Here is a 24,424-nt window from a genome sequence, read left to right as displayed (position 1 = left end):
GCCTTGACGACAAGAGCGCAGAGATTGTTTACTTTCTACTCAGACGGCGCCGAACCTTGGCCGCCGGACAATGAAGTTCGACCTGATGACCAGGAGGCAAGGGGCACATGGCGCCGAACGAACCCGTCATCCTCGAAATGCGGTCCATCACCAAGGAGTTCCCGGGCGTGAAGGCGCTCGCGGACGTGAACCTGCAGGTGAAGGCCGGCGAGATCCACGCGATCTGCGGGGAGAACGGAGCTGGCAAGTCCACGCTCATGAAGGTCCTCTCCGGGGTCTACCCCCACGGCAGCTACGCCGGCGAGATCTTCTTCCAGGGCCAGGTCCAGGAGTTCAAGGACATCCGGGCCAGCGAGGCCGCAGGGATCGTGATCATCCACCAGGAGCTCGCGCTGATCCCCGAGCTGTCCATCATGGAGAACATCTTCCTGGGCAACGAGCCCTCCCGCCGCGGAGTGATCGACTGGAAGGAGGCCCGCCGGCGGTCCCTGGACCTGCTCGCGCGGGTCGGGCTCTCCGACGATCCCGACACCCAGGTGAAGGAGATCGGCGTCGGCAAGCAGCAGCTGGTCGAGATCGCCAAGGCGCTGAACAAGTCCGTCAAGCTGCTCATCCTCGACGAGCCCACGGCCGCGCTGAACGAGTCCGACTCGCAGCACCTGCTGGACCTGATCGTGGGCCTGAAGGGCCGCGGCGTCACGTCGATCATGATCTCCCACAAGCTCAACGAGATCGAGCAGGTCGCGGACGAGATCACCATCATCCGCGACGGCCGCTCGATCGAGACGCTCAACGTCAAGCGCGACGGCGTCGACGAGGACCGCATCATCAAGGGCATGGTCGGGCGCACGCTCGAGTCCCGCTTCCCGGACCACACCCCGACCGTGGGCGAGGTCCTGTTCGAGGCCAAGGGCTGGACGGTGCAGCACCCCGTGATCGCCGACCGGCTCGTGTGCAAGGGCTCCGACTTCTTCGTCCGCGAGGGCGAGATCGTCGGCTTCGCCGGGCTCATGGGCGCCGGCCGCACCGAGCTGGCCCGCAGTATCTTCGGCCACTCCTACGGCAAGTTCATCTCGGGCCACACCTACATGCACGGCAAGGAGGTCCGCATGAACACCGTCGCGCAGGCGATCGACGCGGGCCTGGGCTACGTGACCGAGGACCGCAAGTCGCTCGGCCTGAACCTGCTCGACGACATCAAGACGACCACCGTCTCCGCCGCGCTGAAGAAGATCACCCGGGGCCTCGTCGTCGACCGCAACCGCGAGTACCAGGTGGCCGAGGAGTACCGCCGGTCGCTGCGGACCAAGACCCCCAACGTCGACGAGGGCGTCGCCAAGCTCTCCGGCGGGAACCAGCAGAAGGTCGTCCTGGCCAAGTGGATGTTCACCGATCCCGAGCTGCTGATCCTCGACGAGCCCACCCGCGGCATCGACGTCGGCGCGAAGTACGAGATCTACGGGATCATCCAGCGCCTGGCCAGCCAGGGCAAGGGCGTGATCGTGATCTCCTCGGAGCTGCCCGAGCTGCTGGGACTCTCGGACCGCATCTACACGATCTTCGAGGGCGCCATCACCGGCGTCCTGACCAAGGAAGAGGCCACGCAGGAGAGCCTCATGAAGCTCATGACCCAGGCCCGCAAGGCAGCCTGAGAGACGAAGGACCAACCATGGACGCCCTCAAGAAGCTCTTCGGCGGCAACAGCCGCCAGTTCGGGATGATCTTCGCCCTCGTGGCCCTGATCATCCTGTTCCAGATCCTCACCGGCGGGCTCACGCTCACGCCGGACAACGTGATCAACCTCTTCAACGGCAACTCGTACATCCTGATCCTGGCCATCGGCATGGTCCTCGTGATCATCGCCGGCCACATCGACCTCTCCGTCGGCTCGATTGCCGCCGCCGTCGGCATCATCGTCGCCATCGCGATGCGCGACTGGGGCCTCCCCTCCTGGGTCGGGATCATCCTCGGCCTCGTGATCGGCGCCGTCATCGGCGCCTGGCAGGGCTTCTGGGTCGCCTACATCGGCATCCCCGCCTTCATCGTGACCCTCGCCGGCATGCTCATCTTCCGCGGCGTGAACCAGTGGATCGGCCAGTCCAACACGGTCCCGGTCCCCAAGGACTTCCAGTACATCGGCGCCGGCTACCTGCCCGAGATCGGCCCGGACACCGGGTACAACAACCTCACGCTCCTGATCGGCATCATCGGCGTCGCCGCCGTCGTCTTCTTCGAGCTGCGCTCCCGCCGCGAGGCCAAGGCGCTCGGCGCCGAGGTCCCCGAACTGTGGGTCAGCGTGACCAAGCTCGTGCTCATCAGCGCCGCCATCCTCTACGCGACCTACCTCTTTGCCACCGGCCGCCCCGGCACCTCGTTCCCGGTGCCGGGCATCATCCTCGGCATCCTCGTGCTGATCTACGGCTTCATCTCCTCCAAGACCGTGATCGGCCGCCACGTCTACGCCGTCGGCGGCAACCGCCACGCGGCCGAGCTCTCGGGCGTCCAGTCCAAGAAGGTCAACTTCCTGGTGATGATGAACATGGCCATCCTCGCCGCCCTCGCCGGCATGGTCTTCGTGGCCCGCTCCACCGCCTCCGGCCCGTTCGACGGCACCGGCTGGGAGCTCGACGCGATCGCGGCCGTGTTCATCGGCGGCGCCGCGGTCACCGGCGGCGTCGGCACGGTCATCGGCTCGATCGTCGGCGGCCTGGTCATGGCCGTGCTCAACAACGGCCTCCAGCTCCTCGGCATCGGCGCGGACCGCACCGCCATCATCAAGGGCCTCGTCCTCCTGGCCGCCGTCGCGTTCGACGTCTACCAGAAGTCCCAGGGACGCCGCTCCATCATCGGCCTGCTCCTGCGCGGCGCCGGCGGCGGCCGCGGCAGCCGCACCGCCGGCGGCACTCCCCTGCAGCCGGACGAGACCACCAAGACCAGCGAAGTCCTCGCCAAGGACGCCTGACGGACGACGCCGGCCGCACGCCCGGGCGCGGCCGGCGCCTCCCCCTCCGGGCACCCCAGACCCCCACGATTCCGCAACCGGATCCACAGGAAACCACAGAAAGCAGAAACAATGCGTATGTTCGGTACGGCAGGAAAGGCCGCGGCCGTCGTGGCCATCGCGGCCCTCGCGCTCACAGGGTGCGGACGCTCGGAGTCGAGCAGCTCAGCCAGCGCGAGCGGCGGCACCGGCGGGTTCGCAGCGAACTCGACGATCGGCGTCGCGCTCCCCCAGAAGACCTCTGAGAACTGGGTCCTCGCGGAGGGGCTGTTCAACGACGGGCTCAAGGCCGCGGGCTTCAACCCCGATGTGCAGTTCGCCAACGGTGGCGTCTCTGAGCAGCAGAACCAGATCTCGGCCATGGTCACCAAGGGCGCCAAGGTCATCATCGTGGGCGCCATCGACGGCTCCCAGCTGGGCACCCAGGTGCAGCAGGCCAAGGCCGCGGGCGCCACGGTCATCGCCTACGACCGCCTCCTGAAGAACACGGACGCGGTGGACTACTACGTCGCGTACGACAACTACAAGGTCGGCCAGCTGCAGGGCCAGGCCCTCCTGGACGGCATGAAGGCGAAGAAGCCGAACGGCCCGTACAACGTCGAGCTCTTCGCCGGGTCCCCCGACGATGCGAACGCGAAGGTCTTCTGGGACGGGGCGATGAACATCCTCCAGCCCAAGATCGACGATGGCACGCTCAAGGTCGTCTCCGGCCAGAAGTCCTTCGACCAGGCCGTGACCCAGGGCTGGAAGGCGGAGAACGCGCAGAAGCGCATGGACACCATCCTCGCCGCGAGCTACAACTCCGCGTCGCTGGACGGCGTGCTGTCCCCGAATGACACCCTGGCCCGCGCGATCATCACCTCGGTGAAGAGCGCCGGCAAGCCGGTCCCGGTCGTCACCGGCCAGGACTCCGAGGTCGAGTCGGTCAAGTCCATCATGGCGGGCGAGCAGTACTCGACCATCAACAAGGACACCCGCAACCTGGTGAACAAGGCCATCGACATGGTCAAGAAGCTCCAGCAGGGCCAGAAGCCGGACATCAACGACGACAAGTCCTACAACAACGGCGTCAAGACGGTCCCGGCCTTCCTGCTGCCGCCGCAGATCGTCACGAAGGCCAACGCCAAGGAGGCCTACGCGAACGACCCGACCCTGAGCAAGATCGTCCAGTAGTCTTCCGAGCGCTCAGCCTCTGACGGCGGCCGTCCCCACTGCGGGGGCGGCCGCCGTTGCCGTCTGCCGGCCGCCGCGGATGGCCCGCAGGGCATTGAGGATGGTCGCGAGGTCCACAAGCTCCTGCAGCAGGGCCCCGACGACCGGCGGCAGCAGGCCGGTGAGGGCCACGGCCATGAGGCCCACGCTCAGGGCGATGCCGAGCCAGATGGACTGGAGCGCCACCCGCACCGTTCGCTGGGAGATCTCCATGGCGTCCGCGGCCCGGGAGATGTCGTCGACGAGCACGACGGCGTCCGCGGACTCGCTGGCCGCGGTCGAGCCGCGGGCGCCCATGGCGATCCCCACGTCGGCGGCGGCGAGGACCGGAGCGTCGTTGACGCCGTCGCCGACCATGAGCACGGGCCGCGGCTCGGCCGCGCGGACGATCTCGACCTTGTCGAGGGGAAGGAGCTCCGGACGCACGTCCGTGACGCCGAGGTGCGAGGCGATGCTGTGGGCGGTCGAGGCGCCGTCGCCCGTGAGCATGACCGTGTGCCGCGCGCCCAGGGCCGCGAGGCGGGCTAGGGTGGCGCGGGCCTCGGGCCGCGGGAGATCCCTGAGCACGACCACGCCGGCGAAGGCGCCGTCGACCGCCACGTAGACGGCCAGCTCGCCCGGCTCGAGCGGGGGCTCGGCGAGCTGGCGCCCCGTCTCGGCGCCCACGAAGGCCCGCTTGCCGACCAGCACCCGCTGGCCGGCGATCTCGGCGAGCACACCGTTCGTCGCGGCCTCCTCGGCCCCACCGCCCGGGAGGAGGTCCACCCCCTGCGCCAAGGCGGCCTCGACCACGGAGGCGGCGAGTGCGTGGGTCGAGTACTGCTCGGCGGAGGCCGTGAGCGTGAGGAGCTGCTCGGCGTCGAACCCGCGCTCGGGCCGGACCGCGACGAGCTCGGGCCGCCCGCGGGTGAGCGTGCCGGTCTTGTCGAAGGCCGCTGTCTTCACGCGGGAGAGCAGCTCGAGCACCGCACCGCCCTTGACGATCACGCCGTGCTTCGCGGCCCGGCTCATCCCGCCCATGAACGCCACGGGGGCGGCGATGAGGAGCGGGCACGGGGTGGCGACCACGAGCACCTCCGCGAAGCGGCGCGGGTCCCCGGAGACCCACCAGCCGACCGCGGCGAGGGCGAGGGAGAACAGCGTGAAGGGGACGGCGTAGCGGTCCGCGAGCCGCACCACCGGCGCCCGGCTCGCGGCCGCCTCGCGGACGAGCGCCACGATCTGGGAGAACTGGCTGTCCGCGGCGGTGGCGCTCGCGCGGAGCATGGCCGCAGCGGTGCCGTTGATCGAGCCCGAGAGGACGGGCTCCCCCGCCAGCCGGTCCACCGGAAGGCTCTCGCCCGTGAGCGAGGACTCGTCGAAGGTCGCCGCCGGGGACTCCAGGACGCCGTCCACCGGCACCACTTCGGCCGGACGCACCACGAGCAGGTCCCCGGGCACGACCTCCTCGAGCACCACGTCTTCCACCGTCCCGTCCGGCGCCTGCCGGTGGGCGACCCTGGGCGCGCGGTCGAGCAGGGCGGTGAGCTCGCGCTTGGCCCTCCCGGCGGCGTAGTCCTCGAGGGCCTCGCCGCCGGAGAGCATGAGCACGATGATCACGGCGGCGATGTACTCGCCCACGAGCAGCGTCGCCACGATGGCCGTGACGGCAAGGATGTCGAGGCCGAAGTGGCCGTGGAGGATCTCCCGGACCATCTTGATGAGCGTCCAGGCCCCTACGCCGGCGGCGAATACGCTCGCCGTGATGAGGGCGGCATCCCGCTGCCCGAGCCCGGCGAGGGCGAGAGCGGCCGCCAGGACGACGAGGCCAGCGACGACGATCGGATACCTGCGGGCCATACGGAGGATCCCCATGGTCCGATCCTCCCGCCCGCAGTGTCGGCCGTCCAGCAAGGCAGGGCTTCCCGGACGCATCGCGCAGCCCGCACTGAGTGGTCGCGCCCGCTGTCCTGGCGCGGGCCGTGGAAGGATGGGCGCATGACACGTCACATCCAGCGGCCGTGGCTGTCGCTGCAGCCCACGGACGATCCGCTCGAGCCGACCGGCCGCACGGTGCGGTGGGGCGTGGTGGCGACGGGCGGCATCGCCCGGACCGTCGCGCGGGACCTCGCGCTCCTTCCGGACGCGGCGCTGCACGCGGTCAGCTCCCGGGCCCACGAGCGCGCGCTCGCCTACGCGCGCGAGTTCGGCGCCTCCCGCGCGTACTCGGACGAGGTGGCACGGCCCGGCTACGTCCAGCTGGTCGAGGACCCGGACGTCGACGTCGTCTACGTGGCCACGCCGCACGGGCAGCACTACGAGGTGGCCCGCGCCGCCCTCGAGGCCGGGAAGAACGTGCTGGTCGAGAAGGCCTTCACCGTCAACGCCCAGGAGGCGCAGGAGCTCGTGGGCCTGGCCGAGGCGAACGGCCTGTTCCTGATGGAGGCCATGTGGAGCCGGTTCGTCCCGGGCATGCTCAGGGCCTTCGACATCATCGAGTCGGGAGAGATCGGCGAGGTGCAGTGGGTCTCGGCGGACCTCGGCTTCCCGGCGCCGAAGGATCCCACGAGCCGGCTGTGGGACGTGCCGGCCGGCGGCGGAGCACTGCTCGACCTGACCGTCTACCCGCTCCTCTGGGCGCTCGGCGCCCTCGGCTACCCGGACTCCCTCACGGCCGTCGGAAAGCTCAACGATGCCGGGGTGGACGAGCAGAACGTGCTCACCCTCTCCTACTCGGACGGCCAGCTCGCATCGCTCATCTCCTCGCTCGTGGCCCACGGGCCGCGGACCGCAACCGTGGCCGGGACCGAGGGCGTCCTCACGAGCGTGGGGAGCGTCAACAACCCGAGCGAGCTCGTGGTGCGGCGCGGGTGGGACCCTGCGCGCACCGAGAAGATCGAGATCGTGGGCCGAGGCTACGTCTACGAGCTGCGCGAGGTCGTGCGGTGCGTGCAGCAGGGCGTCTCCGAGAGCCCGACCATGCCGTGGAGGCACACGGTGGACACGATGCGGCTCTTCGACGGGGTCCGCCGCCAGCTCGGCATCAGCTACCCGAACGACGAACGGGGCTGAAAACCTCACTCCCGCATCTGGACCTGCGCCCCTCCCCTTCCTAGGATGGCCGCACAGCCCATCCGGGCCGCCGCCTGACTGGGGAGGAGGGCGAGGGGATGCGCGACCATGCCGACTGGCGCACCAGAGCGCTTGCCCTCGTGCGCCACGCTGCGGCGGCCGCCGGACTCGGCCTGGGCTGGCTGCTCCTCTCCGGCGCCGCCGCAAGCGCTGCGGCCCCGCCGCCTGACCCCTCGGTCCTCAGCCTGTCCTCCGGCGCGGGCGTCGTCGGGACGCTCGCGCGCACGACGGCGCCACTCGCCTCGGACCCGATCGGCACCGTCGCCGGGCCTGCCGCAGCAGCCGCGTCCTCGGGGGCCTCCCAGGTCCGAGCGGTGCCGCAGGCCGTCGAGCCGCTCACCGAGGGCCCGCTCACGCCGCTCTCCCCCGTCCTCGCCCCGGTGGTGTCCGGGACCGCCGGTACCCTCGGCAGCGCCGTGGACAGCGCGGGCACCGCGGCACAGGCCGTCGCGGACGGGACGCGGGCCGTCCTGCCAGCACCCTTGGCCGGGACACGGGTGCCCGTCCTCTCCGCGCCTGTCATCTCTACGCCCGTTCGCTCCGCGCCCGTCCTCTCTGCGCCGGTCGGCGCGCAGGCGGCCGAGGCCCGGGAAGCGTCTGGCACCTCCTCCGGAGGGCAGGCGGCCGGAGCCGCCTCAGCGGCGTCCCGCCCGGTCCCGCAGGCGCCGGCCGCGGGCCGCGCAGGATCCTCGGCGGATGCGGTGCTGAGGGTCCTGGTCGCCGGTCCGCTCGTGCCAGCGGCGCTCATGGCCGACGCCGCTCCGGCCGCGCTTCCCGACGGGTCGGCGCCGGGCTTCCCGGCGCTGCCCGCGCTCCCGACGGCTGCCGGCTCCGCGAACGGGAGCCTCGTCGGATCCGGCGGAGCTGGCCCGGGCGCTGCGGCCCTCGCCGCGGCAGGCTTCGCGCTCGCCCTGGCCTGGCGAGCCGGTCCGCGCGTGCGTCCGCAGGCCGTGACGCTCCCGTCGCTGCCGGCCTTCGATCCCGGTTCGACTCCCGACTAGGAGGGGACGAGTCTGCCCCCGTGCAGGCACATGCGTCCCAGGCGCGCAACGCGCCATCGAATCGTTGTCAGGAGAACAACTGTGAATACCCTGCTGCGCCGGGCCATGCTCGGCACCGTGGTCGCGGGAGGCCTGCTGGGCCTCGGCCATGCCGCCGCCAGTGCGGATGCGACCACCGTCACAACTGATCCCAGCGCGGTCGTCGCCGCGCCGACCGCGGTGACGGCCTCACCGCTTCCCGCAGTCACCGCGGTCACCGACCCGGCGCTGACCCTCCACGCCCCCACCGGGGCGGCCGCCGGCACAGTCGTGAGCGATCCCGATGCCGGGAGCGGACCGAAGGACGGCACCGCCGGCACCTCGTCGCCCGCCGGGACCGGGACGGGCGCCGGGGGCGCGGCCGCCGCGGTCACCGACCCGGCGCTGACCCTCGTCGCGCCGAGCGGGGCGACCACGGGCGCCGTCGTGCGCGATTCGGACGTGGGGGCCGGGACGGGCTCCGCTGGCGGGGTCGCCGCGGTCACCGATCCTGTGCTGACCGCCGCCGCCCCCACGGGCGCCACCACCGGGCCCGTCCTCGCGGGCGCTGGCCTCGGCGACCCGGCGCTGGAAGGAATCGGCGCCGCCACCGCCCCGCGGGTGTGCCTCGCGCTGCCCATCGGGGTGAGCCTGGACGGCACCGCTGCGACGCTGCCCCAGGGCGGCTGCGGTGCCCCGGCCTCTGGGCCGGCCGCGGGTGCCCCCGGCAGCAGCTCCGGTCCGGGCACGGGCTCCGGGACGGGATCTGACACCGGCTCGGACACGGGCTCGGGCGCCGGGACGATGCCGGAGGCCGCCAACGGCTCGGTCCCGGACGCCCTTCCCGGAGCCGCCCTGGGTCCCGTGGAGCCCGCGGTCCTCGGCGCTGCCGGGTGGAGCGGGATGCCCGCCGGATGGGCCTCCGCTCACGGGCTCGCCGGCGTCCCCACAGCCTCGGGCACCGCCGGAGAGTCCGGGAACGGGTTGCCGGGCTCGGCCGGGACCGCTGCGTCCGCCGGCGGCGCGAGCTCGGCAGCCGGTCCGTACCCGGCACCCCGGGCCGCCCAGGCTCCGGGACTGTGCCCGGCGTCGCTCGCGCAGGACGCCGGTGGCAGCCTGAGCCTCACCCTCGCGATGGCGCTCGCCGGCCTCGGCCTCCTGCTGGGCGCCGGCGCCGGCCTCGGGACTGGGCTCGTGGTGCGCCGACGCCCCGCGACCGCGTCGGCCTGATGCGTCCCTGGCGCCGGGCCGCGGCTTCCGTCCGGATCGGACGTGGTGAGTTGGGGCATCACGACCGATCCGGGTGCCGCGGTCCCGGCGCCGGCGGGCAGGCGACGACGGCGTCCCCGCACCCGAGGTGCCGGTGCACCTCGGGGCGGGGACGCCGCTGTCCGGACGGGATCGTCAGGCCGCGATGCTGGCCCAGCGTCCGGAGGCGCGGCCGAAGAGCAGGCCGCTGGCCGAGAAGCGCCCCGGCCCCACGAGGGCCACAGCGGCCGCGCCCGCCGCGAGCACCAGCACGAGCTCCATGCCGCCCTTCTCGACGAACATGCCGGCGGAAACGTGCACAAGGAACAGCGCGCCCAGCATCTCGAGGGCCAGGAGCATGCCGGCAATCCGGGTCAGCACGCCCAGGACGAGCAGGGCACCGCCCACGAGCTCGAGGGTAGCGGCCACGGGCGCTGCGATCTGCGCCCCGGGGACGCCCATCTGCGCGAAGGCGCCCTGGGCGCCGGGGATGGTGAACTCGAAGAACTTCTGCCAGCCGTGGGCCAGGAAGACGGCGCCCAGCGCCACGCGCAGGATCGTGCGGGCCGTGTCGGCGAGGACGGGGCTGTTGGCGGGTGCCATGGGGGGGCTCCTTGCTGTCGGTGGGGCATCGGCTTCGCGGTCGCCAGACAGGCGACCACATACGATTGAAGCTTCAACCATCATCCCGAGACAGCGGTCCGGTGTCAAAAAGCATGACGTCCGGCAAACCGCCGGGGGCGCCGAGCGCCAGACGGCAACGGCGCCCCGCGCCGGAGATGGTTGACCACCTCCGGCGCGGGGCGCCGTCGTGACTGGCGGGACTCAACCCGCCCGTGGGGCTGGGGCGCTACTTGGCCAGGCCGTCCACGATGCCGTTGAGGGTCTGGGAGGGGCGCATGACCGCGAACACCTTCTCCTCATCGGGGCGGTAGTAGCCGCCGAGCTCGACCGGCGAGCCCTGCACCGCGAGCAGCTCCGCCACGATGGCGTCCTCCTGCGAGGCGAGGGCCTCGGCGACGGGCGCGAAGGCGGCGGCGAGGCCGGCGTCGTCCGTCTGCTTCGCCAGCTCCTGCGCCCAGTACAGGGCGAGGAAGAAGTGCGAGCCCCGGTTGTCGATGGTTCCGAGCTTGCGGCCCGGGGACTTGTTCTCGAGCAGGAACGTGCCGGTGGCGCGGTCGAGCGTGTCCGCGAGGACCTTCGCGGCCGGCAGGCCCGCCTGCTCCGCGTAGAGCTCGAAGGACGGCACGAGCGCGAAGAACTCCCCGAGGCTGTCCCAGCGCAGGTAGTTCTCCTTCAGGAGCTGCTGGACGTGCTTGGGGGCCGACCCGCCCGCGCCGGTCTCGAAGAGGCCGCCGCCGGCGATGAGGGGGACGACCGAGAGCATCTTGGCGCTCGTGCCCAGCTCGAGGATCGGGAACAGGTCGGTGAGGTAGTCGCGCAGCACGTTGCCGGTGACCGAGATGGTGTCCTCGCCCTTGCGGAGCCGCTCGAGCGTGTAGGCGGTGGCCTCCGCGGGCGGGAGGATCTCGATGGTGAGGCCGTCGGTGTTGTGCTCGCCGAGGTATTCGCGGACCTTCGCGATGAGGTTGCGGTCGTGGGCGCGGTCCTCGTCGAGCCAGAACACGGCGGGGGTGTCCGTGGCGCGGGCGCGGTTGACGGCGAGCTTGACCCAGTCGCGGATCGGCACGTCCTTGGTCTGGCAGGCGCGCCAGATGTCGCCCGGCTCGACAGCGTGCTCGATGAGGACGTCGCCGGCCCGGTTGACGAGCTGGACGCTGCCCGCGGCCGGGATCTCGAAGGTCTTGTCGTGGCTGCCGTATTCCTCGGCCGCCTGTGCCATGAGGCCCACGTTCGGGACGGTGCCCATCGTGGTGGGGTCGAGGGCGCCGTGCTCGCGGCAGTCGTCGATCACGGTCTGGTACACGCCGGCGTACGAGGAGTCGGGCAGGACCGCGAGCGTGTCGTGCTCCTGGCCGTCCGGGCCCCACATGTGGCCGCCGATGCGGATCATCGCGGGCATCGAGGCGTCCACGATCACGTCCGAGGGGACGTGGAGGTTGGTGATGCCCTTGTCCGAATCCACCATCGCCAGCGCCGGGCCCTCGGTGAGTCCCTTCTGGATGAGGTCCTTGACGCCGTCGCGGACGTCCTCCGGCAGGGCGTCCAGGCCGTTGAGGATCGCGGCGAGGCCGTTGTTGGGGCTCAGGCCCGCGGCGGCGAGCTGCTTGCCGTAGGTCTCGAACAGCTCGGCGAAGTAGGCGGTGACCACGTGGCCGAAGATGATCGGGTCGGAGACCTTCATCATGGTCGCCTTGAGGTGGGCCGAGAAGAGGACGCCCTCCTCCTTGGCGCGGGCCACCTGGGCGGCGAGGAAGTCATCGAGCGCGGCGGCACGCATCACGGTGCCGTCCACGACCTCGCCCGCGAGGACCTTGATGCCCTTCTTCAGCTCCTTGACCGTGCCGTCCGGGAGCGCGAGCTGGATGGTGAGCGAATCGTCGGCCGGCATGACCACGGACTTCTCGTTCGCGCGGAAGTCGTTCTCGTCCATCGTGGCCACGTTGGTCTTCGAGTCGCCGCTCCACGCACCCATGGAGTGCGGGTTCTTGCGCGCGTAGTTCTTGACCGACAGCGGGGCGCGGCGGTCCGAGTTGCCCTCGCGGAGCACGGGGTTCACCGCGGAGCCCTTGATCTTGTCGTAGCGCGAGCGGATGTCCGTCTCCTCGTCCGAGGAGGGGTTATCCGGGTAGTCGGGCAGCGCGTAGCCCCGGGACTGCAGCTCGGCGATCGCGGCCTTGAGCTGCGGGATCGAGGCGGAGATGTTCGGCAGCTTGATGATGTTCGCCTCGGGCGTCTTGGCGAGGGCGCCGAGCTCGGCGAGCGCATCCGACTGCTGCTGCTCGGCCGTCAGGTAGTCGCCGAAGGCAGCGATGATGCGGCCCGACAGGGAGATGTCCCGCGTCTCGATCTGCACGCCTGCCGCCGAGGAGTAGGCCTTGACGATCGGCAGGAAGGAGTGAGTCGCCAGCATCGGCGCCTCGTCCGTGTGCGTATAGATGATGGTGGCCATGGGTGGGCGCCTCCTGCGGAGCTGGAGCAGACCGCGGCGCGGATGCGCGCATTTGCATGGGCCGCAGTGTGCGTGAGTGCTGCTATGTCAACGTCCTTAACTTACCGGAGACAGAGCGCTGGCCCGATTCGTGACTGTCGGGGCACCCGGATCAGGCGCCCGGCGTGCCTAGACTGGCCCGGGGGGAAGGAGACGCGGGCCACGTGCCCGCTGTCGATCAGCATCGATCCTCAGGGGAGAGCATGGCACAGCATTCCGCGTCCGTCGGCGATCAGGACGAGTCGCCCGAGCCGGCGCTCGAGGAACTGGGCGCACTGGTCCTGCGCGTGTGGCGCGAGCCGGGCTCCGACCAGGGCCTGAGGGTGCGCATCCTCGCCTCGGAGGGCCAGAGCGAGCCCGCCAGCATGGCCGTGGTGGCCGGCCCGGACGCTGCCCTCGACGCGGTGCGGAAGTGGCTGGACGCGCGGCAGGACCCGCCCTCGCCGCGACGCCACTGACCCGTCCGCACGGCGCAGGACTGTCGGCGCAGGACCGTCGGGGCCCGTCCGCGTGCCCGGAACGCCGATTCGGCGACGAGATGCGTACCCGGAACGCCGATTCGGCCAGGAGATGCGTACCCGGAACGGGAGGAGGGAGGCGGGGCCAGATGACCCCGCCTCCCTCCTCGCTCCTTAGCTTCCTGGCTCCCTACAGGGTGGGGCGTCAGTGGAAGAAGTGGCGCGCGCCCGTGAAGTACATCGAGATGCCGGCGGCCTTCGCCGCCTCGACGACCTCCTCGTCCCTAACGGACCCGCCGGGCTGGACCACGGCCTTGACCCCGGCATCGAGGAGGATCTGCAGCCCGTCGGCGAACGGGAAGAACGCATCCGACGCCGCGACGGCGCCGCGTGCGCGCTCCGGCGCCGACCCGGAACCGCCGGTGCCGGACGCGCCGCCGGCCGAGTCGACGTCGGACGTCACCTCCACGCCGAGGGTGTTGGCGCGCTCCACCGCGAGGCGGCACGAGTCGACGCGGTTGACCTGGCCCATGCCGATGCCGACGGAGGCGCCGTCCTTGGCCAGCAGGATCGCGTTGGACTTCGCCGCGCGGGAGGCCCGCCAGGCGAAGGCGAGGTCGGCGAGGGTCGCCTCGTCGGCCGCCTCGCCCGCGGCGAGGGTCCAGCGGGCCGGGTCGTCGCCCTCGGCGGAGAATGTGTCGCTGACCTGGGCCAGCACGCCGCCGGAGATCTGCTTGATCTCGGTCGGGTAGCGGCCGTAGCCCTCGGGGAGGGCGAGGAGGCGGATGTTCTTCTTCTTCGAGAGGATCTCGACGGCCTCGGGCTCGAAGTCCGGCGCGATCACCACCTCGGTGAAGATGCCCGCCACGGTCTCGGCCATGCCGCGGGTCACCGTGCGGTTGGCCGCGATGACGCCGCCGAACGCGGAGACCGGGTCGCACGCGTGCGCCTTGCGGTGCGCGTCCGCGATCGGGTCCTCGGCTCCGGGCGTGGCGACGGCGATGCCGCACGGGTTCGCGTGCTTGACGACCGCGACGGCCGGCTCGTCGAAGTCGAAGGCGGCCCGCAGGGCGGCGTCGGCGTCGACGAAGTTGTTGTAGCTCATGGCCTTGCCGTGGAGCTGGTCCGCCTGGGCGATGCCCGCCGGGGCGGCCCGGTCCACGTAGAGCGCGGCCGGCTGGTGCGGGTTCTCGCCGTAGCGGAGCACCTCGGAGCGCTCGAGCGCGAGCCCGGCGTACGCGGGCCAGTGCACCGCGCCGCTCTCGTCCTCGTCCGGGAACTGGCTCGCCGTCCACGTCGCCACGGCCGTGTCGTACGCCGCGGTGTGCGCGAACGCCTTCGCCGCCAGGCGGCGGCGCGTGCTCAGGTCGAAGCCGCCGGCCTTCGCGGCCGCGACGACGTCGCCGTAGGCGCCCGGGTCCACCACGATGGCGACGGCCGCGTGGTTCTTCGCCGCGGAGCGCACCATCGCGGGGCCGCCGATGTCGATCTGCTCGACGACGTCGTCCATCGCCGCCCCGGAGGCGACCGTCTCCACGAACGGGTACAGGTTCACGACGACGAGGTCGAACGGCTCGATGTCCATGTCCTGGAGCGTCTGGACGTGGGCTGGCACGCGGCGGTCCGCGAGGATGCCGCCGTGGATGCGCGGGTGGAGGGTCTTGACGCGGCCGTCGAGCATCTCGGGCGAGCCGGTGACCTCCTCGACCTCCTGGACCGGGACGCCGGCGGCCGCGATCCGCTTCGCGGTCGACCCGGTCGAGACGATCCGCACGCCGGCCTCGGAGAGCCCGACGGCGAGCTCCTCGAGCCCCGTCTTGTCGTACACCGAGATCAGGGCTCGGCGGATGGGAACGCGGTCCAGCTGGGTCACAGGCACTCGTCTTTCTCGAAGCAGCAGCGGGGTGGGGTCGGCGCCATTCTACCGTCGCCGCTCCCGGCCGCCCCGGGGCCGCGGTTGGTTGACGGAGGCCCCGTCCGGGGAAGGGTCTGGCGAGAAGCATCCCGTCACCCAGCGAGGAGGGAGGGCCGCCGTGCGCGAATGGTCCACCGGGGGCCGTACAAGGTCCGGGTCGCCTGGGTGGGCGCCCGCAGGCTCCGGAAGTCCTCTCCCCGCCGCTAACGCTCCAGCATCCACACCGAAAGGCACACACCATGGGATTCAAGCTCAGCCACGCCGTCCTGCGCCTCGTCGCGGGCGCCTTCGTCCTCAACTCGGGAGTCTCCAAGCTCTCGCTCGACGCCGAGGGCGCCGAGCGGCTCCAGGACATGACCGCCCACGCGATCCCCCAGGCCAAGCAGGTGGCCCCGAAGACGTTCGGCAAGCTCGTCGCCGGCGCCGAGGTGGGACTGGGGGCAGCCCTCCTGGCACCCTTCGTCCCCACCCGTCTCGCGGCGCTGGGCCTCACGGCGTTCTCCGCCGGCCTGCTCGCCGTCTACTCGAAGACCCCGGGCCTGACCCAGCCGGACGGGATCAGGCCCACACCCGCGGGCGTGCCCATGGCCAAGGACATCTGGCTCGCCGGGATCGGCGTGGCCCTCCTGATCGACCGCAAGCACCACCCCGTCAAGGCCCGGCGCAAGGTGGCGCAGGCCAAGGCCGCCCAGGCGAAGACCGCGATCAAGGCGGCCGTGAAGTAGCCCGCCCGGTGTTTTGGCTTCCATGCCGCCGGGTACCTGTAGAGAGTCCCCACAGCGCCAACCTCGCTAGGAGAAAAGCATGTCTACCGTCCAGGAAACGATCGATGTTGCCGTCCCCGTCGCGACGGCGTACAACCAGTGGACCCAGTTCGAGTCCTTCCCGCACTTCATGGGAGGCGTCGAGTCCGTGGTCCAGCAGGACGACACCCACCTGCACTGGACCACGAAGGTGGCCGGGCAGACCCGCGAATTCGACACGGTGATCACCGAGCAGAACCCGGACGAGCGGATCGCGTGGAAGAGCACCGACGGCCCCAACCACGCGGGCGTCGTCACCTTCCACCGGCTCAACGATGCCGAATCCCGGGTGTCGGTCCAGTTCGACTGGGAGCCGGGCTCCGCGACTGAGAAGATCGGTGCGGCCTTCGGCGCCGACAACGCCCAGGTCAAGAGCGACCTGAAGAAGTTCAAGGACTTCGTGGAGTCCAACGGTGCCGCCGGCGGATGGCGCGGCTCCGTGGACGCGCCCCCGCAGAGCGGCGGCACCCTCTGATCGACCCGCCTTCCCGCGTACGACGGCGCGTGCCCCGCTCAGGCGGGCACGCGCCGTCGTGCGTCTCCCCCACCGGACGGGCGGCGGAACCGGACAGCTCAGTGACCGGCCCGGGTCAGGCCGAAGCCGGGTCAGGCCGGTGCGGGGACCTCCCCCGCTGCCAGCCGGCGCAGGACGTCGATGAGCAGCCGCCGCTCGATGACCTTGATGCGCTCGTGGAGCGAGTCCTCGTCCTCGCCGTCGGCGACCGCGAGGGACTCCTGGGCGATGATCGGCCCAGTGTCCACCCCGGCGTCGGCCCAGTGGACCGTGCAGCCGGTGACCTTGACTCCGTAGTCGAGGGCGTCGCGGACCCCGTGCGCCCCAGGGAAGGCCGGCAGGAGCGCTGGATGCGTATTGAGGTAGCGGCCGCCGAAGCGCGCGATGAACTCGGGGCTGACGATCCTCATGAAGCCCGAGGAGACGACGACGTCCGGGCGGTAGGACGCGACCTTGTCCGCGAGGGCGGCATCCCACTCCGCCCGGGTGGGGAACGAGTTGAAGTTCACCACGAAGGTCTCGAGGCCGGCATCGTCCGAGCGCTCGATGCCATAGGTGCCCTCGCGGTCGGCGCCGACGGCAGCGATCTCGACCTCGAGCTCGCCGGCCTTCACCGCGTCGATGACGGCCTGCAGGTTGGAGCCGGTGCCGGAGACGAGGACCACGATGCGCATGGGGCCACCTTACCGGCGCCGCGCACGCCGGCAGGCCCGCGCGCCGGTAGGGTGGGGAACCGTGACCGCCCAGGCCTCCCTCGCCCGCACCCAGCTCCTGCTCCGCGTCCTCGCGGTGGCCGTCCTCCTGACGTGGATCTCGGCGGCGCACGGCGTGGGCTGGGCCTGGGCCTCGGCGCTGCTGTCCGCGGCCGTGCTGGGCGGCGGGATCACCGTGCTCGTGCTCGTCGGGCGCGGGGGCCATCCCCGGTCGCTGGCCGTCGGGGCCATCGCGGGCATGCTCGTCGGGCTCGTGCTGGGGCTCTATTCCGCGGCTGCACTGGCCTTCGCCGGCCAGGTGGCGCGCTTCGAGGACTGTTCCCACCACGCGATCACCATCACCGCCAAGGACACCTGCCAGGCGGACCTCCGCGCAGGCCTGGACGCAGCCGCGCGGCAGGGCTGATGCAGGCGCCGGCCTAGGCCTCGGCGGAGTCGGCGCTGCGGGTGCGGGAGCGCTCGAGCCACGGCCCGAGGCCGTAGCCGATGCAGGCCCCGATCGCGGTCTCCGCCCCCACCCAGACGAGCATCCACAGGGGGCTCACACCGAGTTCGGTGAACCGGCCCACGCCGGCGGAGCCGCTCGTGAGCCACGCGAGCCCGGCCGCGAGCGCACCCGCGACGGCACCGACGAGGGCGCCGAGGAAGACCGCGGAGACCGGCGCGGAGAACCAGCGGGCCCGGACCTTGATCGAGAGCCACTCGTCGAAGTGGTCCTCCCCCTCGCGCACGAACCACCAGCCCGCGACGAGGCCGCCCAGCACCGGGACCACGAGGGCCGCCGGGCCGAACAGGAGCGGCCCCGTGGGCACGGCGGCGAGCAGGGGAACGGGAGGCAGCGGCCCCACCGCGGTGGCGAGGGCCCCCGCGCTCGAGCCGGTCCCGAGGGCCACGCCCGCGCCGGACGCCCAGCCGAGCGTCCAGACCACGAGGTGGGGGATGTAGCCGATCTGGGCGACGGTCAGGGCCGCCCCGCCGACGGCGTCGGCGCCGACGCCCTCGAACACGGCCACGGCCTCGGCCCAGTGGCCCAGCAGGTCCACGGCGAGCAGCACCGCGGCGAGCGCGAGCGAGGTGAGCAGGCCCGCGGCCCCGGCGCGGACCGCCGCCCAGACGTAGCTACCGGCCCAGCGCGAGTACTGCCCGGTACGGGCGATCCAGTCCACGGCGTCCACGCCGATGAGCCTGGTCCAGGCGCCCGCCTCGCGCCGCGCACCGGCCACCAGGCCGAGGCCGGCAGGGACGAGCGGGACCAGGGTCGCGGCGACCATCCCCACGTCCACCTGCGTGGTACGGCACACGAACGCGGTGGCGAACCCGAATCCGGCGTACGCGGCGGCTGCTCCGGCGAGCGCCTGCCACAGGGTGTCCGCATACGAGGCCCGGGCGAGCCGCCGGCCCGCCCGCCAGGCCAGGAGCACCGGGATGAGCGTGAGTCCGAGCGGGATGAGGGACAGCGTCCCGGTCACCGGTCCGGCGGCCTCGCCCGTCCCGGCGGCCAGGCTGAGCTTGAGCGGCACCCCGTGGGCGAGGAGCCACGCCTGCCCCGCCAGGCGGGCGGCGTCCTCGGGCGCCCAGGGCCCCAGGCCGCCGGTCGCCCAGACGGCGAACACGGGGATGATCGCCAGGACGGCGGAGATCAGGAGGGCTTGGACGGCTTCCGCGACTCCCTGGAGCCACAGCGGCATGGGGAGCCCGCGGAGTCCAGACTGGTCGGCGCGGAGTTTCATCGCCCTCCACTGTGCCACGGCCGCGCCGGTGCGCCGCTCAGGCGCACCGGCGCACGGCACCGGCCGGGGTCAGGAGAGGTGGAGCCGGTCCTCCGCGCTGAACGGGCGGATCTCGTCGGTGCGGCCCTCGCGGACCTTCTCGACCCAGAGGGGGTCGGAGAGCAGCACACGGCCCACCGCCACGAGGTCGAACTCGCCGCGGCCGAACTGGCCCAGCAGGGCCTCGAGCCCGCGGACCTGGGAACGGCCGCCCTCCTGCCACGTGACCTCGAACTCGTTGTCCAGCCCCACGGAACCGACCGTGATCACGGGGAGCCCGCTGAGTTTCTTGGTCCAGCCCGCGAGGCCGAGGGCGGAGTCGCCGCCCTCTCCGTCGGAGCCGGCAGCCTCGGGGAACGCGGGCTCCCAGTGGCGCCGGGTCGAGGGGTGGAAGGCCGAGACGCCGGCCTTGGCGAGGGTGCCGAGGATGGTGCCGAGCTCTTCGGGCGTCCGGGCGATCCGGGCGCCGTAGTCGCCGGACTTCCACTGGGAGAAGCGGAAGATCACCGGGTAGTCGGGGCCCACGGCGGCGCGCACCGCCGAGGCGACCTCCGCGGGGAAGCGCAGCCGGGCCTCGAGCGAGCCGCCGTACTGGTCCTCGCGGCGGTTGGTGCCCGCCCAGAGGAACTGGTCGAGGAGGTAGCCGTGGGCGCCGTGCAGCTCCACGCCGTCGAAGCCGGCCGCCTGGGCCGCCGCGGCGGCGCGGGCGAAGTCGTCGCGGATGCGGGCCAGTTCCTCCACGGTCGCGGCGCGGCCGCGCTGGGCGCCGTTCGGGGCGATCCCGGAGGGGCTGAGCGAGGGCAGCTCCGGGTTGAAGTCGGCGTGGTCGCCGCGGGCCGCGCCGAGGTGCCAGAGCTGGGGCAGGATCGCGCCGCCGGCCGCGTGGACCTCGTCGACGAGGCGTCGCCAGGCGGCGAGCTGGGCGTCGCCGAACAGGCGCGGGACGCGGGTGCTGGGGCCGGAGTCCTCCGAGACGTACACGCCCTCCGTGATGAGGAGCCCGACGCCGGCCGCGGCGCGGCGCACGTAGTAGCCCACGACGTCGTCCGTCACGGTCCCCTCGGGCGAGAACTCGCGGGTCATGGGGGCCATGACGAAGCGGTTGGGGACGCGGAGGGTGCCGAGGTCGAACGGCGTGAAGAGGCTCGAGAGCGGTGCCGCCGTGGCGGGGCCGGATGCGGTGTCCTGGATCGTCATGCTCTGGGCAACCGAGCCCGGTCCGGCACCATTCCCCGTCCGCGCAGACTGTGCCGCAGGTCACGTCGAGGGGCGCGCCGGGCGTTCACCGGGCCTTCCCCCGCAGGTCACGCGGCCGCCGCCGCCCGGCCAGACGGGCGGCGGAGCGTGGAGGCGTGAGGATCGCGATTGTTGCCGAGTCGTTCCTGCCGCAGATGAACGGCGTGACCCATTCAGTCCTGCGGGTGCTCGACCACCTGCGCGAGCGCGGCGACGAGGTGCTCGTGCTCGCCCCGTCCGGTGAAGGCGCCGGGGCGGTGTTCCCGCAGGACGAGATCGTGTCCGGCGCGAAGGTCGTGCGGCTGCCGGCCGTGCCCGTGGCCGGGTACCCGAACGTGCGGATCGCGTTCGGGGCCGTGCCGAAGGTGCGGCGCCTCCTGCGGGCCTTCCGGCCCGACGTGGTGCACCTGGCCTCCCCGTTCGAGCTCGGCTGGCGCGCGGTGCGGGCCGCGAGCCAGCTGGGGATCCCCACGGTGGCGGTCTACCAGACCGAGGTGCCCGGCTACGCGGCCCGGTACGGGGTGCCCTTCCTCGAGAACTGGGCCTGGCAGCGGGTGGAGGCGATCCACCTCCTCGCGGACCGGACCCTCGCACCGTCCACGTTCGCGCTCAACCAGCTGCGCGGGCGAGGGATCCCCGGCGTCGAGCTGTGGCGCCGCGGCGTCGACACGGAACGGTTCAGCCCCGCGAAGCGCGACGCCGTGTGCCGGGCGTCCGTGGCCGGGTGCACTCCCGAGGGCTCGCCGGTGTCCGTGATCGGCTACGTGGGGCGGCTCGCGGCGGAGAAGCAGGTAGAGGACCTGCGCGTGCTCGCGGACCTGCCCGGCACCCGGCTCGTGGTGGTCGGGGACGGACCGCTGCGCGCGCAGCTGGAGGCCCAGCTGCCCGGGGCGCTCTTCACCGGGTTCAAGGGCGGCGAGGACCTCGCCCGGATCGTCGCGAGCTTCGACCTGTTCGTGCACCCGGGCGAGTTCGAGACGTTCTGCCAGACCATCCAGGAGGCCATGGCCTCGGGGGTGCCGGTGGTCGCGACCGGCCGGGGCGGCCCCCTCGACCTCGTGCAGAACTCCAAGACCGGCTGGCTGTACTCCCCCGGCGACCTGGCCCAGCTGCGCTCCTACGCCCAGGACCTCCTCGGCGACGACGCGAAGCGGGCCGCGTTCGCCGAGGCCGCCTGGCGCAGCGTGCAGGGCCGGTCCTGGAGCGCCATCTGCGCCCAGCTGGTCGAGCACTACGAGGACGTCATCGCCCGCACCGCGGTCCCCGCCCGCTGAGGCCCGCTGGGTCCGGTGAATTCGGCAAGAGAAGGAAGGGACACCATGAAGATCTCCGTCATCGGCTGCGGCTACCTCGGAGCGGTCCACGCCGCCACGCTGGCCTGGATGGGCCACACGGTCGTGGGCATCGACACCGACGCGGACAAGGCGGCGCGCCTCGCCCGCGCCACCGCACCGTTCTTCGAGCCCGGGCTCGAGGAGCTCCTGGCCGAGGGCCGGGCCACGGGGCGGCTCTCGTTCTCCACCGACATGGCCCTCGCCGCGGACTGCGACGTGCACTTCCTGTGCGTCGGGACGCCGCAGGCCAAGACCAGCGGCGTGGCCGACCTGGGGTACCTGGAGTCGGCCGCCCGCGCGGTGGGCCGGCACGCGAAGGCGGGGGCCGCCGTCGTGGGCAAGTCCACGGTCCCGGTCGGGACGGTGCACCGGGTGCGCGAGTGGCTCGGCCGGGCGGACCTCGAGCTCGCCTGGAACCCCGAGTTCCTGCGGCAGGGGACCGCAGTGAAGGACTCGCTCGTGCCGGACCGGCTCGTGTACGGGGTGGCGGACGACGCCGGCGGGCAGGGTGCGGCGCGCACGCTCGATACGGTCTACGCTCCCCTCCTAGAAGCCGGGGTGCCGAGGATCGTGTGCGGGTACGCGACCGCCGAGCTCATCAAGTCAGCCGCGAACGCGTACCTCGCCACGAAGCTCTCCTACATCAATGCGATGGCCGAGCTGTGCGACGCCGCCGGCGCCGACGTCACCCAGCTCTCCGCGGCCATGGGGCTGGACCCCCGCATCGGCCAGCGCTACCTCGCGGCCGGGCTCGGGTTCGGCGGCGGCTGCCTGCCCAAGGACATCCGCTCGTTCCGCGCGCAGGCCCAGGAGCTCGGCGTCGACTCCGTGGACGCGTGGATGGGCCTGGTCGACGGCGTCAACGAGGGCCAGCGCGGACGCGTCGCGGCCCTCGCCGCCGACCTGTGCGGCGGCGACCTCGCGGGGCGGCGCGTGGCCGTGCTCGGCGCAGCCTTCAAGCCGGACACCGACGACATCCGCGACTCCCCCGCCCTCGATGTGGCGGTGCGGCTCGCGGCGGCCGGCGCGCACGTGGTGGTGACGGACCCGAAGGCCATCAACAACGCCTGGCTGCGCTTCCCACAGCTCGAGTTCGAGCCGTCCCCGGCGGCAGCGCTCGACGGTGCCGAGCTGGTCCTGCTGCTGACCGAATGGCCCGAGTTCCGGGCCATCGACCCCGCAGAGGCCGCGTCGCGGGTCCGCCGGGCCGTCATGCTCGACGCGCGCAACGTCCTGGACGCAGCAGCGTGGCGGGACGCCGGCTGGGAGCTGCGCGGCCTCGGCACCGGCAGCGCCCTCGCCGCCCACGCCCGATGACCGGCAGCCCTGTGGATAACTGCCGACAGGTCTAGTCACGAGCTTGTAGACTGCCGGACAAGCGCCGCAGCGCACCGGGCGGCGCCCACACCAACGACCTCGGGGGATGTCAATGGCGATTCGCCGCTGCACGCTTCGCTCTGCCCTGCCCGTCCTCGTCCTGGCCTCGGCTCTGGCGCTCTCCGCGTGCTCGGGCGGGGCAGACGCCGACTCCCAAGGACCGCCCACCGGCTCGGCGAGCGCCTCCTCGACGGCCACGCCGACGCCGACCGCCGACTCCCGGCCCACGCCCGCCAGCTCCACCGGACCCGCCCGGAACCTGCCCAGGCCCCAGCTGCCGGCCGCCGCGAAGGAGAACACCAAGGCCGGGTTCGAGGCCTTCACGCAGTTCTGGTTCGACACCGTCACCTATGCGCTCGAAACAGGCGACACCGGACCGCTGAAGGCCGTCTCCAAGCCTGACTGCAAGATGTGCGTCTCCTATGTCAAGTCTGGGGAGACCGCCAAGGCGGACGGTGGATGGAGGGTCGGCCCACAGTGGACCATCAGCGATTTCGCAACCGACATGAAACTAGATCCGCTCGGGCAGGTCGTTGCCTACTTCTCCATTGACGAGTCGGCCTCTCAAGTAGTCGGACCCGATCGGAAGATCAGCAGGTCGCGGGCTGGTGGCAAGCTGAAGACCGCTCAGGCTCTATATGCCAAGTTCGAGAACGGGGCGTGGCTGACTTCGGAAGCCGGGACAGCGTGAAGACCCCGCGTGCGCTGCTGACACTCGGAGTAATCACGTTCCTCGTCGGGACCCCCGCTCCGGCGAACGCGGACGACGTCGACAGTGAATGGGGCGACCGGTCGGCGCAGGTGCACGCCGAGACGTCCGGCCGCGCCGTCTTCCAGTTTCCGAAGGTGGAAGGGGTGAAGGAAGTCTTCGTCTACTCCTACGCTCCAGCTTGTGCCTCAGAGACCGATTCGCCGGTGGTCAGCACGTGCGCGGCTCTCAACAGCCGGTGCAGCGCGGAACCCGGCGGGCAGATGGTCGTGTGGGAGAGGCAGGACACCCGGAAGCAGGGTGCGCCGTGGGAGCGGCTCGAACAGGCCTGCCTCTATCCGGGCAAGCCGCCGGAGCGGCCGGGGGACGTCGTCATCGCGGTGACGGAGAAGCAGCTCCGGGAACTTCCGATCAAGGGCTCCAAGCTTGGCAGCCAGCCTGGACGCCACACGCTCAAGGGCGCGGAGACGAACATCTACGCCGAGCCGTCCGACCAGTCCTTCTCGATCACCATCGTGGGCAAGAAGGTGGCCATCCGCGTCACGCCGAGCGAGTACCGCTGGAGCTACGGCGATGGGACGAGTCTGGTCACCGCCGTGCCCGGCGGCCCCCTCCCCGAGTCGCGGTGGGGCGAGAAGACCGTCACGAGCCACGTCTACGCGGCGACCGGAGACGTGAACGTAGGCCTGACGACCGTCTTCACCGGCGAGTTCTCAGTGGACGGCGGCCCCTACCAGGCCATCGCCGGCAACGCCCCAGTCCCGAGCACGCCGAAGGCCCTGAGCGTCTGGCGGTCCGAGGTCAAGCTCTACGCCGACGACTGCACCGCGAATCCCGCCGGCCAGGGCTGCTCGTAGGGACGCGCCCCGCCCTTGGGCGGCACCCTCCCCGCC

General features: G+C 72.1%; 21 protein-coding genes. 14 read left to right on the top strand and 7 right to left on the bottom strand.

Going from position 1 to position 24,424, the window contains the following annotated elements; translation table 11 throughout:
- The first annotated feature begins 107 nt into the window (after positions 1 to 107).
- From mmsA to ACYVKZ_RS13085, 3 genes are all read left to right on the top strand, one after another.
- Positions 108 to 1,652, top strand: a complete 1,545-nt coding sequence (mmsA, locus tag ACYVKZ_RS13095) for a multiple monosaccharide ABC transporter ATP-binding protein (protein WP_460992688.1) — start codon at positions 108 to 110, stop codon at positions 1,650 to 1,652.
- Between the two features lie 17 nt (positions 1,653 to 1,669).
- Positions 1,670 to 2,962, top strand: a complete 1,293-nt coding sequence (mmsB, locus tag ACYVKZ_RS13090; RefSeq protein ID WP_460992687.1) for a multiple monosaccharide ABC transporter permease — start codon at positions 1,670 to 1,672, stop codon at positions 2,960 to 2,962.
- A gap of 111 nt (positions 2,963 to 3,073) precedes the next feature.
- Positions 3,074 to 4,174, top strand: a complete 1,101-nt coding sequence (locus ACYVKZ_RS13085) for a substrate-binding domain-containing protein (protein ID WP_460992686.1) — start codon at positions 3,074 to 3,076, stop codon at positions 4,172 to 4,174.
- A 12-nt stretch (positions 4,175 to 4,186) separates the two neighbouring features.
- Here ACYVKZ_RS13085 and ACYVKZ_RS13080 read toward each other — a convergent pair whose 3' ends face one another.
- Positions 4,187 to 6,067, bottom strand: a complete 1,881-nt coding sequence (locus ACYVKZ_RS13080) for a heavy metal translocating P-type ATPase (RefSeq protein WP_460992685.1) — start codon at positions 6,065 to 6,067, stop codon at positions 4,187 to 4,189.
- A gap of 123 nt (positions 6,068 to 6,190) precedes the next feature.
- On the opposite strand from ACYVKZ_RS13080, the gene ACYVKZ_RS13075 reads away from it, so the two are divergent.
- From ACYVKZ_RS13075 to ACYVKZ_RS13065, 3 genes are all read left to right on the top strand, one after another.
- Complete coding sequence (locus tag ACYVKZ_RS13075; protein WP_460992684.1) at positions 6,191 to 7,264, top strand: Gfo/Idh/MocA family protein; 1,074 nt, start codon at positions 6,191 to 6,193, stop codon at positions 7,262 to 7,264.
- Positions 7,265 to 7,362: 98 nt separating this feature from the next.
- The gene (locus ACYVKZ_RS13070) at positions 7,363 to 8,325 is read left to right on the top strand and encodes a hypothetical protein (protein WP_460992683.1); all 963 of its coding nucleotides are present in this window, start codon (positions 7,363 to 7,365) and stop codon (positions 8,323 to 8,325) included.
- 81 nt (positions 8,326 to 8,406) lie between these two features.
- Complete coding sequence (locus ACYVKZ_RS13065; protein WP_460992682.1) at positions 8,407 to 9,573, top strand: hypothetical protein; 1,167 nt, start codon at positions 8,407 to 8,409, stop codon at positions 9,571 to 9,573.
- Positions 9,574 to 9,747: 174 nt separating this feature from the next.
- On the opposite strand, the gene ACYVKZ_RS13060 is transcribed toward ACYVKZ_RS13065, so the two are convergent.
- Entirely contained in the window at positions 9,748 to 10,194 is a 447-nt protein-coding gene (locus tag ACYVKZ_RS13060) for a DoxX family protein (RefSeq protein WP_460992681.1), read from the bottom strand.
- Between the two features lie 247 nt (positions 10,195 to 10,441).
- Positions 10,442 to 12,664, bottom strand: coding sequence for an NADP-dependent isocitrate dehydrogenase (locus ACYVKZ_RS13055; protein WP_460992680.1), 2,223 nt, complete (start codon positions 12,662 to 12,664; stop codon positions 10,442 to 10,444).
- A gap of 242 nt (positions 12,665 to 12,906) precedes the next feature.
- Here ACYVKZ_RS13055 and ACYVKZ_RS13050 point away from each other — a divergent pair, with 242 nt between their 5' ends.
- Positions 12,907 to 13,161 (top strand): hypothetical protein, encoded by a 255-nt coding sequence (locus ACYVKZ_RS13050; RefSeq protein WP_460992679.1) that lies wholly within the window; start codon positions 12,907 to 12,909, stop codon positions 13,159 to 13,161.
- A 205-nt stretch (positions 13,162 to 13,366) separates the two neighbouring features.
- Here the strand turns inward: ACYVKZ_RS13050 and purH are convergent, their stop codons facing one another.
- A complete protein-coding gene (purH, locus tag ACYVKZ_RS13045) occupies positions 13,367 to 15,040 on the bottom strand; it encodes a bifunctional phosphoribosylaminoimidazolecarboxamide formyltransferase/IMP cyclohydrolase (RefSeq protein ID WP_460992678.1) in 1,674 nt (557 codons plus the stop codon).
- 275 nt (positions 15,041 to 15,315) lie between these two features.
- Here purH and ACYVKZ_RS13040 point away from each other — a divergent pair, with 275 nt between their 5' ends.
- Together ACYVKZ_RS13040 and ACYVKZ_RS13035 are read left to right on the top strand one after the other, a co-directional pair.
- The gene (locus ACYVKZ_RS13040; RefSeq protein WP_460992677.1) at positions 15,316 to 15,801 is read left to right on the top strand and encodes a DoxX family membrane protein; all 486 of its coding nucleotides are present in this window, start codon (positions 15,316 to 15,318) and stop codon (positions 15,799 to 15,801) included.
- A 79-nt stretch (positions 15,802 to 15,880) separates the two neighbouring features.
- Entirely contained in the window at positions 15,881 to 16,354 is a 474-nt protein-coding gene (locus tag ACYVKZ_RS13035; protein WP_460992676.1) for an SRPBCC family protein, read from the top strand.
- 131 nt (positions 16,355 to 16,485) lie between these two features.
- Here the strand turns inward: ACYVKZ_RS13035 and purN are convergent, their stop codons facing one another.
- Positions 16,486 to 17,067, bottom strand: a complete 582-nt coding sequence (gene purN / locus ACYVKZ_RS13030; RefSeq protein WP_460992675.1) for a phosphoribosylglycinamide formyltransferase — start codon at positions 17,065 to 17,067, stop codon at positions 16,486 to 16,488.
- 61 nt (positions 17,068 to 17,128) lie between these two features.
- On the opposite strand from purN, the gene ACYVKZ_RS13025 reads away from it, so the two are divergent.
- Complete coding sequence (locus tag ACYVKZ_RS13025; RefSeq protein ID WP_460992674.1) at positions 17,129 to 17,512, top strand: hypothetical protein; 384 nt, start codon at positions 17,129 to 17,131, stop codon at positions 17,510 to 17,512.
- Positions 17,513 to 17,525: 13 nt separating this feature from the next.
- Here ACYVKZ_RS13025 and ACYVKZ_RS13020 read toward each other — a convergent pair whose 3' ends face one another.
- Positions 17,526 to 18,836: a cell division protein PerM gene (locus ACYVKZ_RS13020; RefSeq protein ID WP_460992673.1), complete on the bottom strand. Its 1,311-nt coding sequence runs from the start codon at positions 18,834 to 18,836 to the stop codon at positions 17,526 to 17,528.
- 69 nt (positions 18,837 to 18,905) lie between these two features.
- Positions 18,906 to 20,072, bottom strand: a complete 1,167-nt coding sequence (locus ACYVKZ_RS13015) for an NADH:flavin oxidoreductase (RefSeq protein ID WP_460992672.1) — start codon at positions 20,070 to 20,072, stop codon at positions 18,906 to 18,908.
- Positions 20,073 to 20,227: 155 nt separating this feature from the next.
- Between ACYVKZ_RS13015 and ACYVKZ_RS13010 the strand changes: the two genes are divergently transcribed.
- From ACYVKZ_RS13010 to ACYVKZ_RS12995, 4 genes are all read left to right on the top strand, one after another.
- On the top strand, positions 20,228 to 21,385 hold the full coding sequence (locus ACYVKZ_RS13010) for a glycosyltransferase family 4 protein (RefSeq protein ID WP_460992671.1): 1,158 nt from the start codon (positions 20,228 to 20,230) through the stop codon (positions 21,383 to 21,385).
- Positions 21,386 to 21,430: 45 nt separating this feature from the next.
- On the top strand, positions 21,431 to 22,762 hold the full coding sequence (locus tag ACYVKZ_RS13005; RefSeq protein WP_460992670.1) for a UDP-glucose dehydrogenase family protein: 1,332 nt from the start codon (positions 21,431 to 21,433) through the stop codon (positions 22,760 to 22,762).
- Between the two features lie 112 nt (positions 22,763 to 22,874).
- A complete protein-coding gene (locus ACYVKZ_RS13000; protein ID WP_460992669.1) occupies positions 22,875 to 23,513 on the top strand; it encodes a DUF6318 family protein in 639 nt (212 codons plus the stop codon).
- Complete coding sequence (locus ACYVKZ_RS12995; RefSeq protein ID WP_460992668.1) at positions 23,483 to 24,388, top strand: hypothetical protein; 906 nt, start codon at positions 23,483 to 23,485, stop codon at positions 24,386 to 24,388. Before ACYVKZ_RS13000 ends, ACYVKZ_RS12995 begins: the two co-directional genes overlap by 31 nt.
- Positions 24,389 to 24,424: the final 36 nt, after the last annotated feature.

The organism is Sinomonas soli (assembly GCF_054782415.1).
This window is presented reverse-complemented; position numbering and strand designations above follow the sequence as displayed.

Bases quoted from the DNA above. Each gene is read 5' to 3' on its own strand.
- mmsB (WP_460992687.1), top strand. From the start codon at position 1,670: ATGGACGCCCTCAAGAAGCTCTTCGGCGGCAACAGCCGCCAGTTCGGG.
- ACYVKZ_RS13075 (WP_460992684.1), top strand. From the start codon at position 6,191: ATGACACGTCACATCCAGCGGCCGTGGCTGTCGCTGCAGCCCACGGAC.
- ACYVKZ_RS13055 (WP_460992680.1), bottom strand. From the start codon at position 12,664: ATGGCCACCATCATCTATACGCACACGGACGAGGCGCCGATGCTGGCG.
- ACYVKZ_RS13040 (WP_460992677.1), top strand. From the start codon at position 15,316: ATGGGATTCAAGCTCAGCCACGCCGTCCTGCGCCTCGTCGCGGGCGCC.
- ACYVKZ_RS13000 (WP_460992669.1), top strand. From the start codon at position 22,875: ATGGCGATTCGCCGCTGCACGCTTCGCTCTGCCCTGCCCGTCCTCGTC.
- mmsA (WP_460992688.1), top strand. From the start codon at position 108: ATGGCGCCGAACGAACCCGTCATCCTCGAAATGCGGTCCATCACCAAG.
- ACYVKZ_RS13050 (WP_460992679.1), top strand. From the start codon at position 12,907: ATGGCACAGCATTCCGCGTCCGTCGGCGATCAGGACGAGTCGCCCGAG.
- ACYVKZ_RS13080 (WP_460992685.1), bottom strand. From the start codon at position 6,067: ATGGGGATCCTCCGTATGGCCCGCAGGTATCCGATCGTCGTCGCTGGC.
- ACYVKZ_RS13060 (WP_460992681.1), bottom strand. From the start codon at position 10,194: ATGGCACCCGCCAACAGCCCCGTCCTCGCCGACACGGCCCGCACGATC.
- ACYVKZ_RS13035 (WP_460992676.1), top strand. From the start codon at position 15,881: ATGTCTACCGTCCAGGAAACGATCGATGTTGCCGTCCCCGTCGCGACG.
- ACYVKZ_RS13085 (WP_460992686.1), top strand. From the start codon at position 3,074: ATGCGTATGTTCGGTACGGCAGGAAAGGCCGCGGCCGTCGTGGCCATC.
- ACYVKZ_RS13020 (WP_460992673.1), bottom strand. From the start codon at position 18,836: ATGAAACTCCGCGCCGACCAGTCTGGACTCCGCGGGCTCCCCATGCCG.
- ACYVKZ_RS13005 (WP_460992670.1), top strand. From the start codon at position 21,431: ATGAAGATCTCCGTCATCGGCTGCGGCTACCTCGGAGCGGTCCACGCC.
- ACYVKZ_RS13015 (WP_460992672.1), bottom strand. From the start codon at position 20,072: ATGACGATCCAGGACACCGCATCCGGCCCCGCCACGGCGGCACCGCTC.
- ACYVKZ_RS13070 (WP_460992683.1), top strand. From the start codon at position 7,363: ATGCGCGACCATGCCGACTGGCGCACCAGAGCGCTTGCCCTCGTGCGC.
- purN (WP_460992675.1), bottom strand. From the start codon at position 17,067: ATGCGCATCGTGGTCCTCGTCTCCGGCACCGGCTCCAACCTGCAGGCC.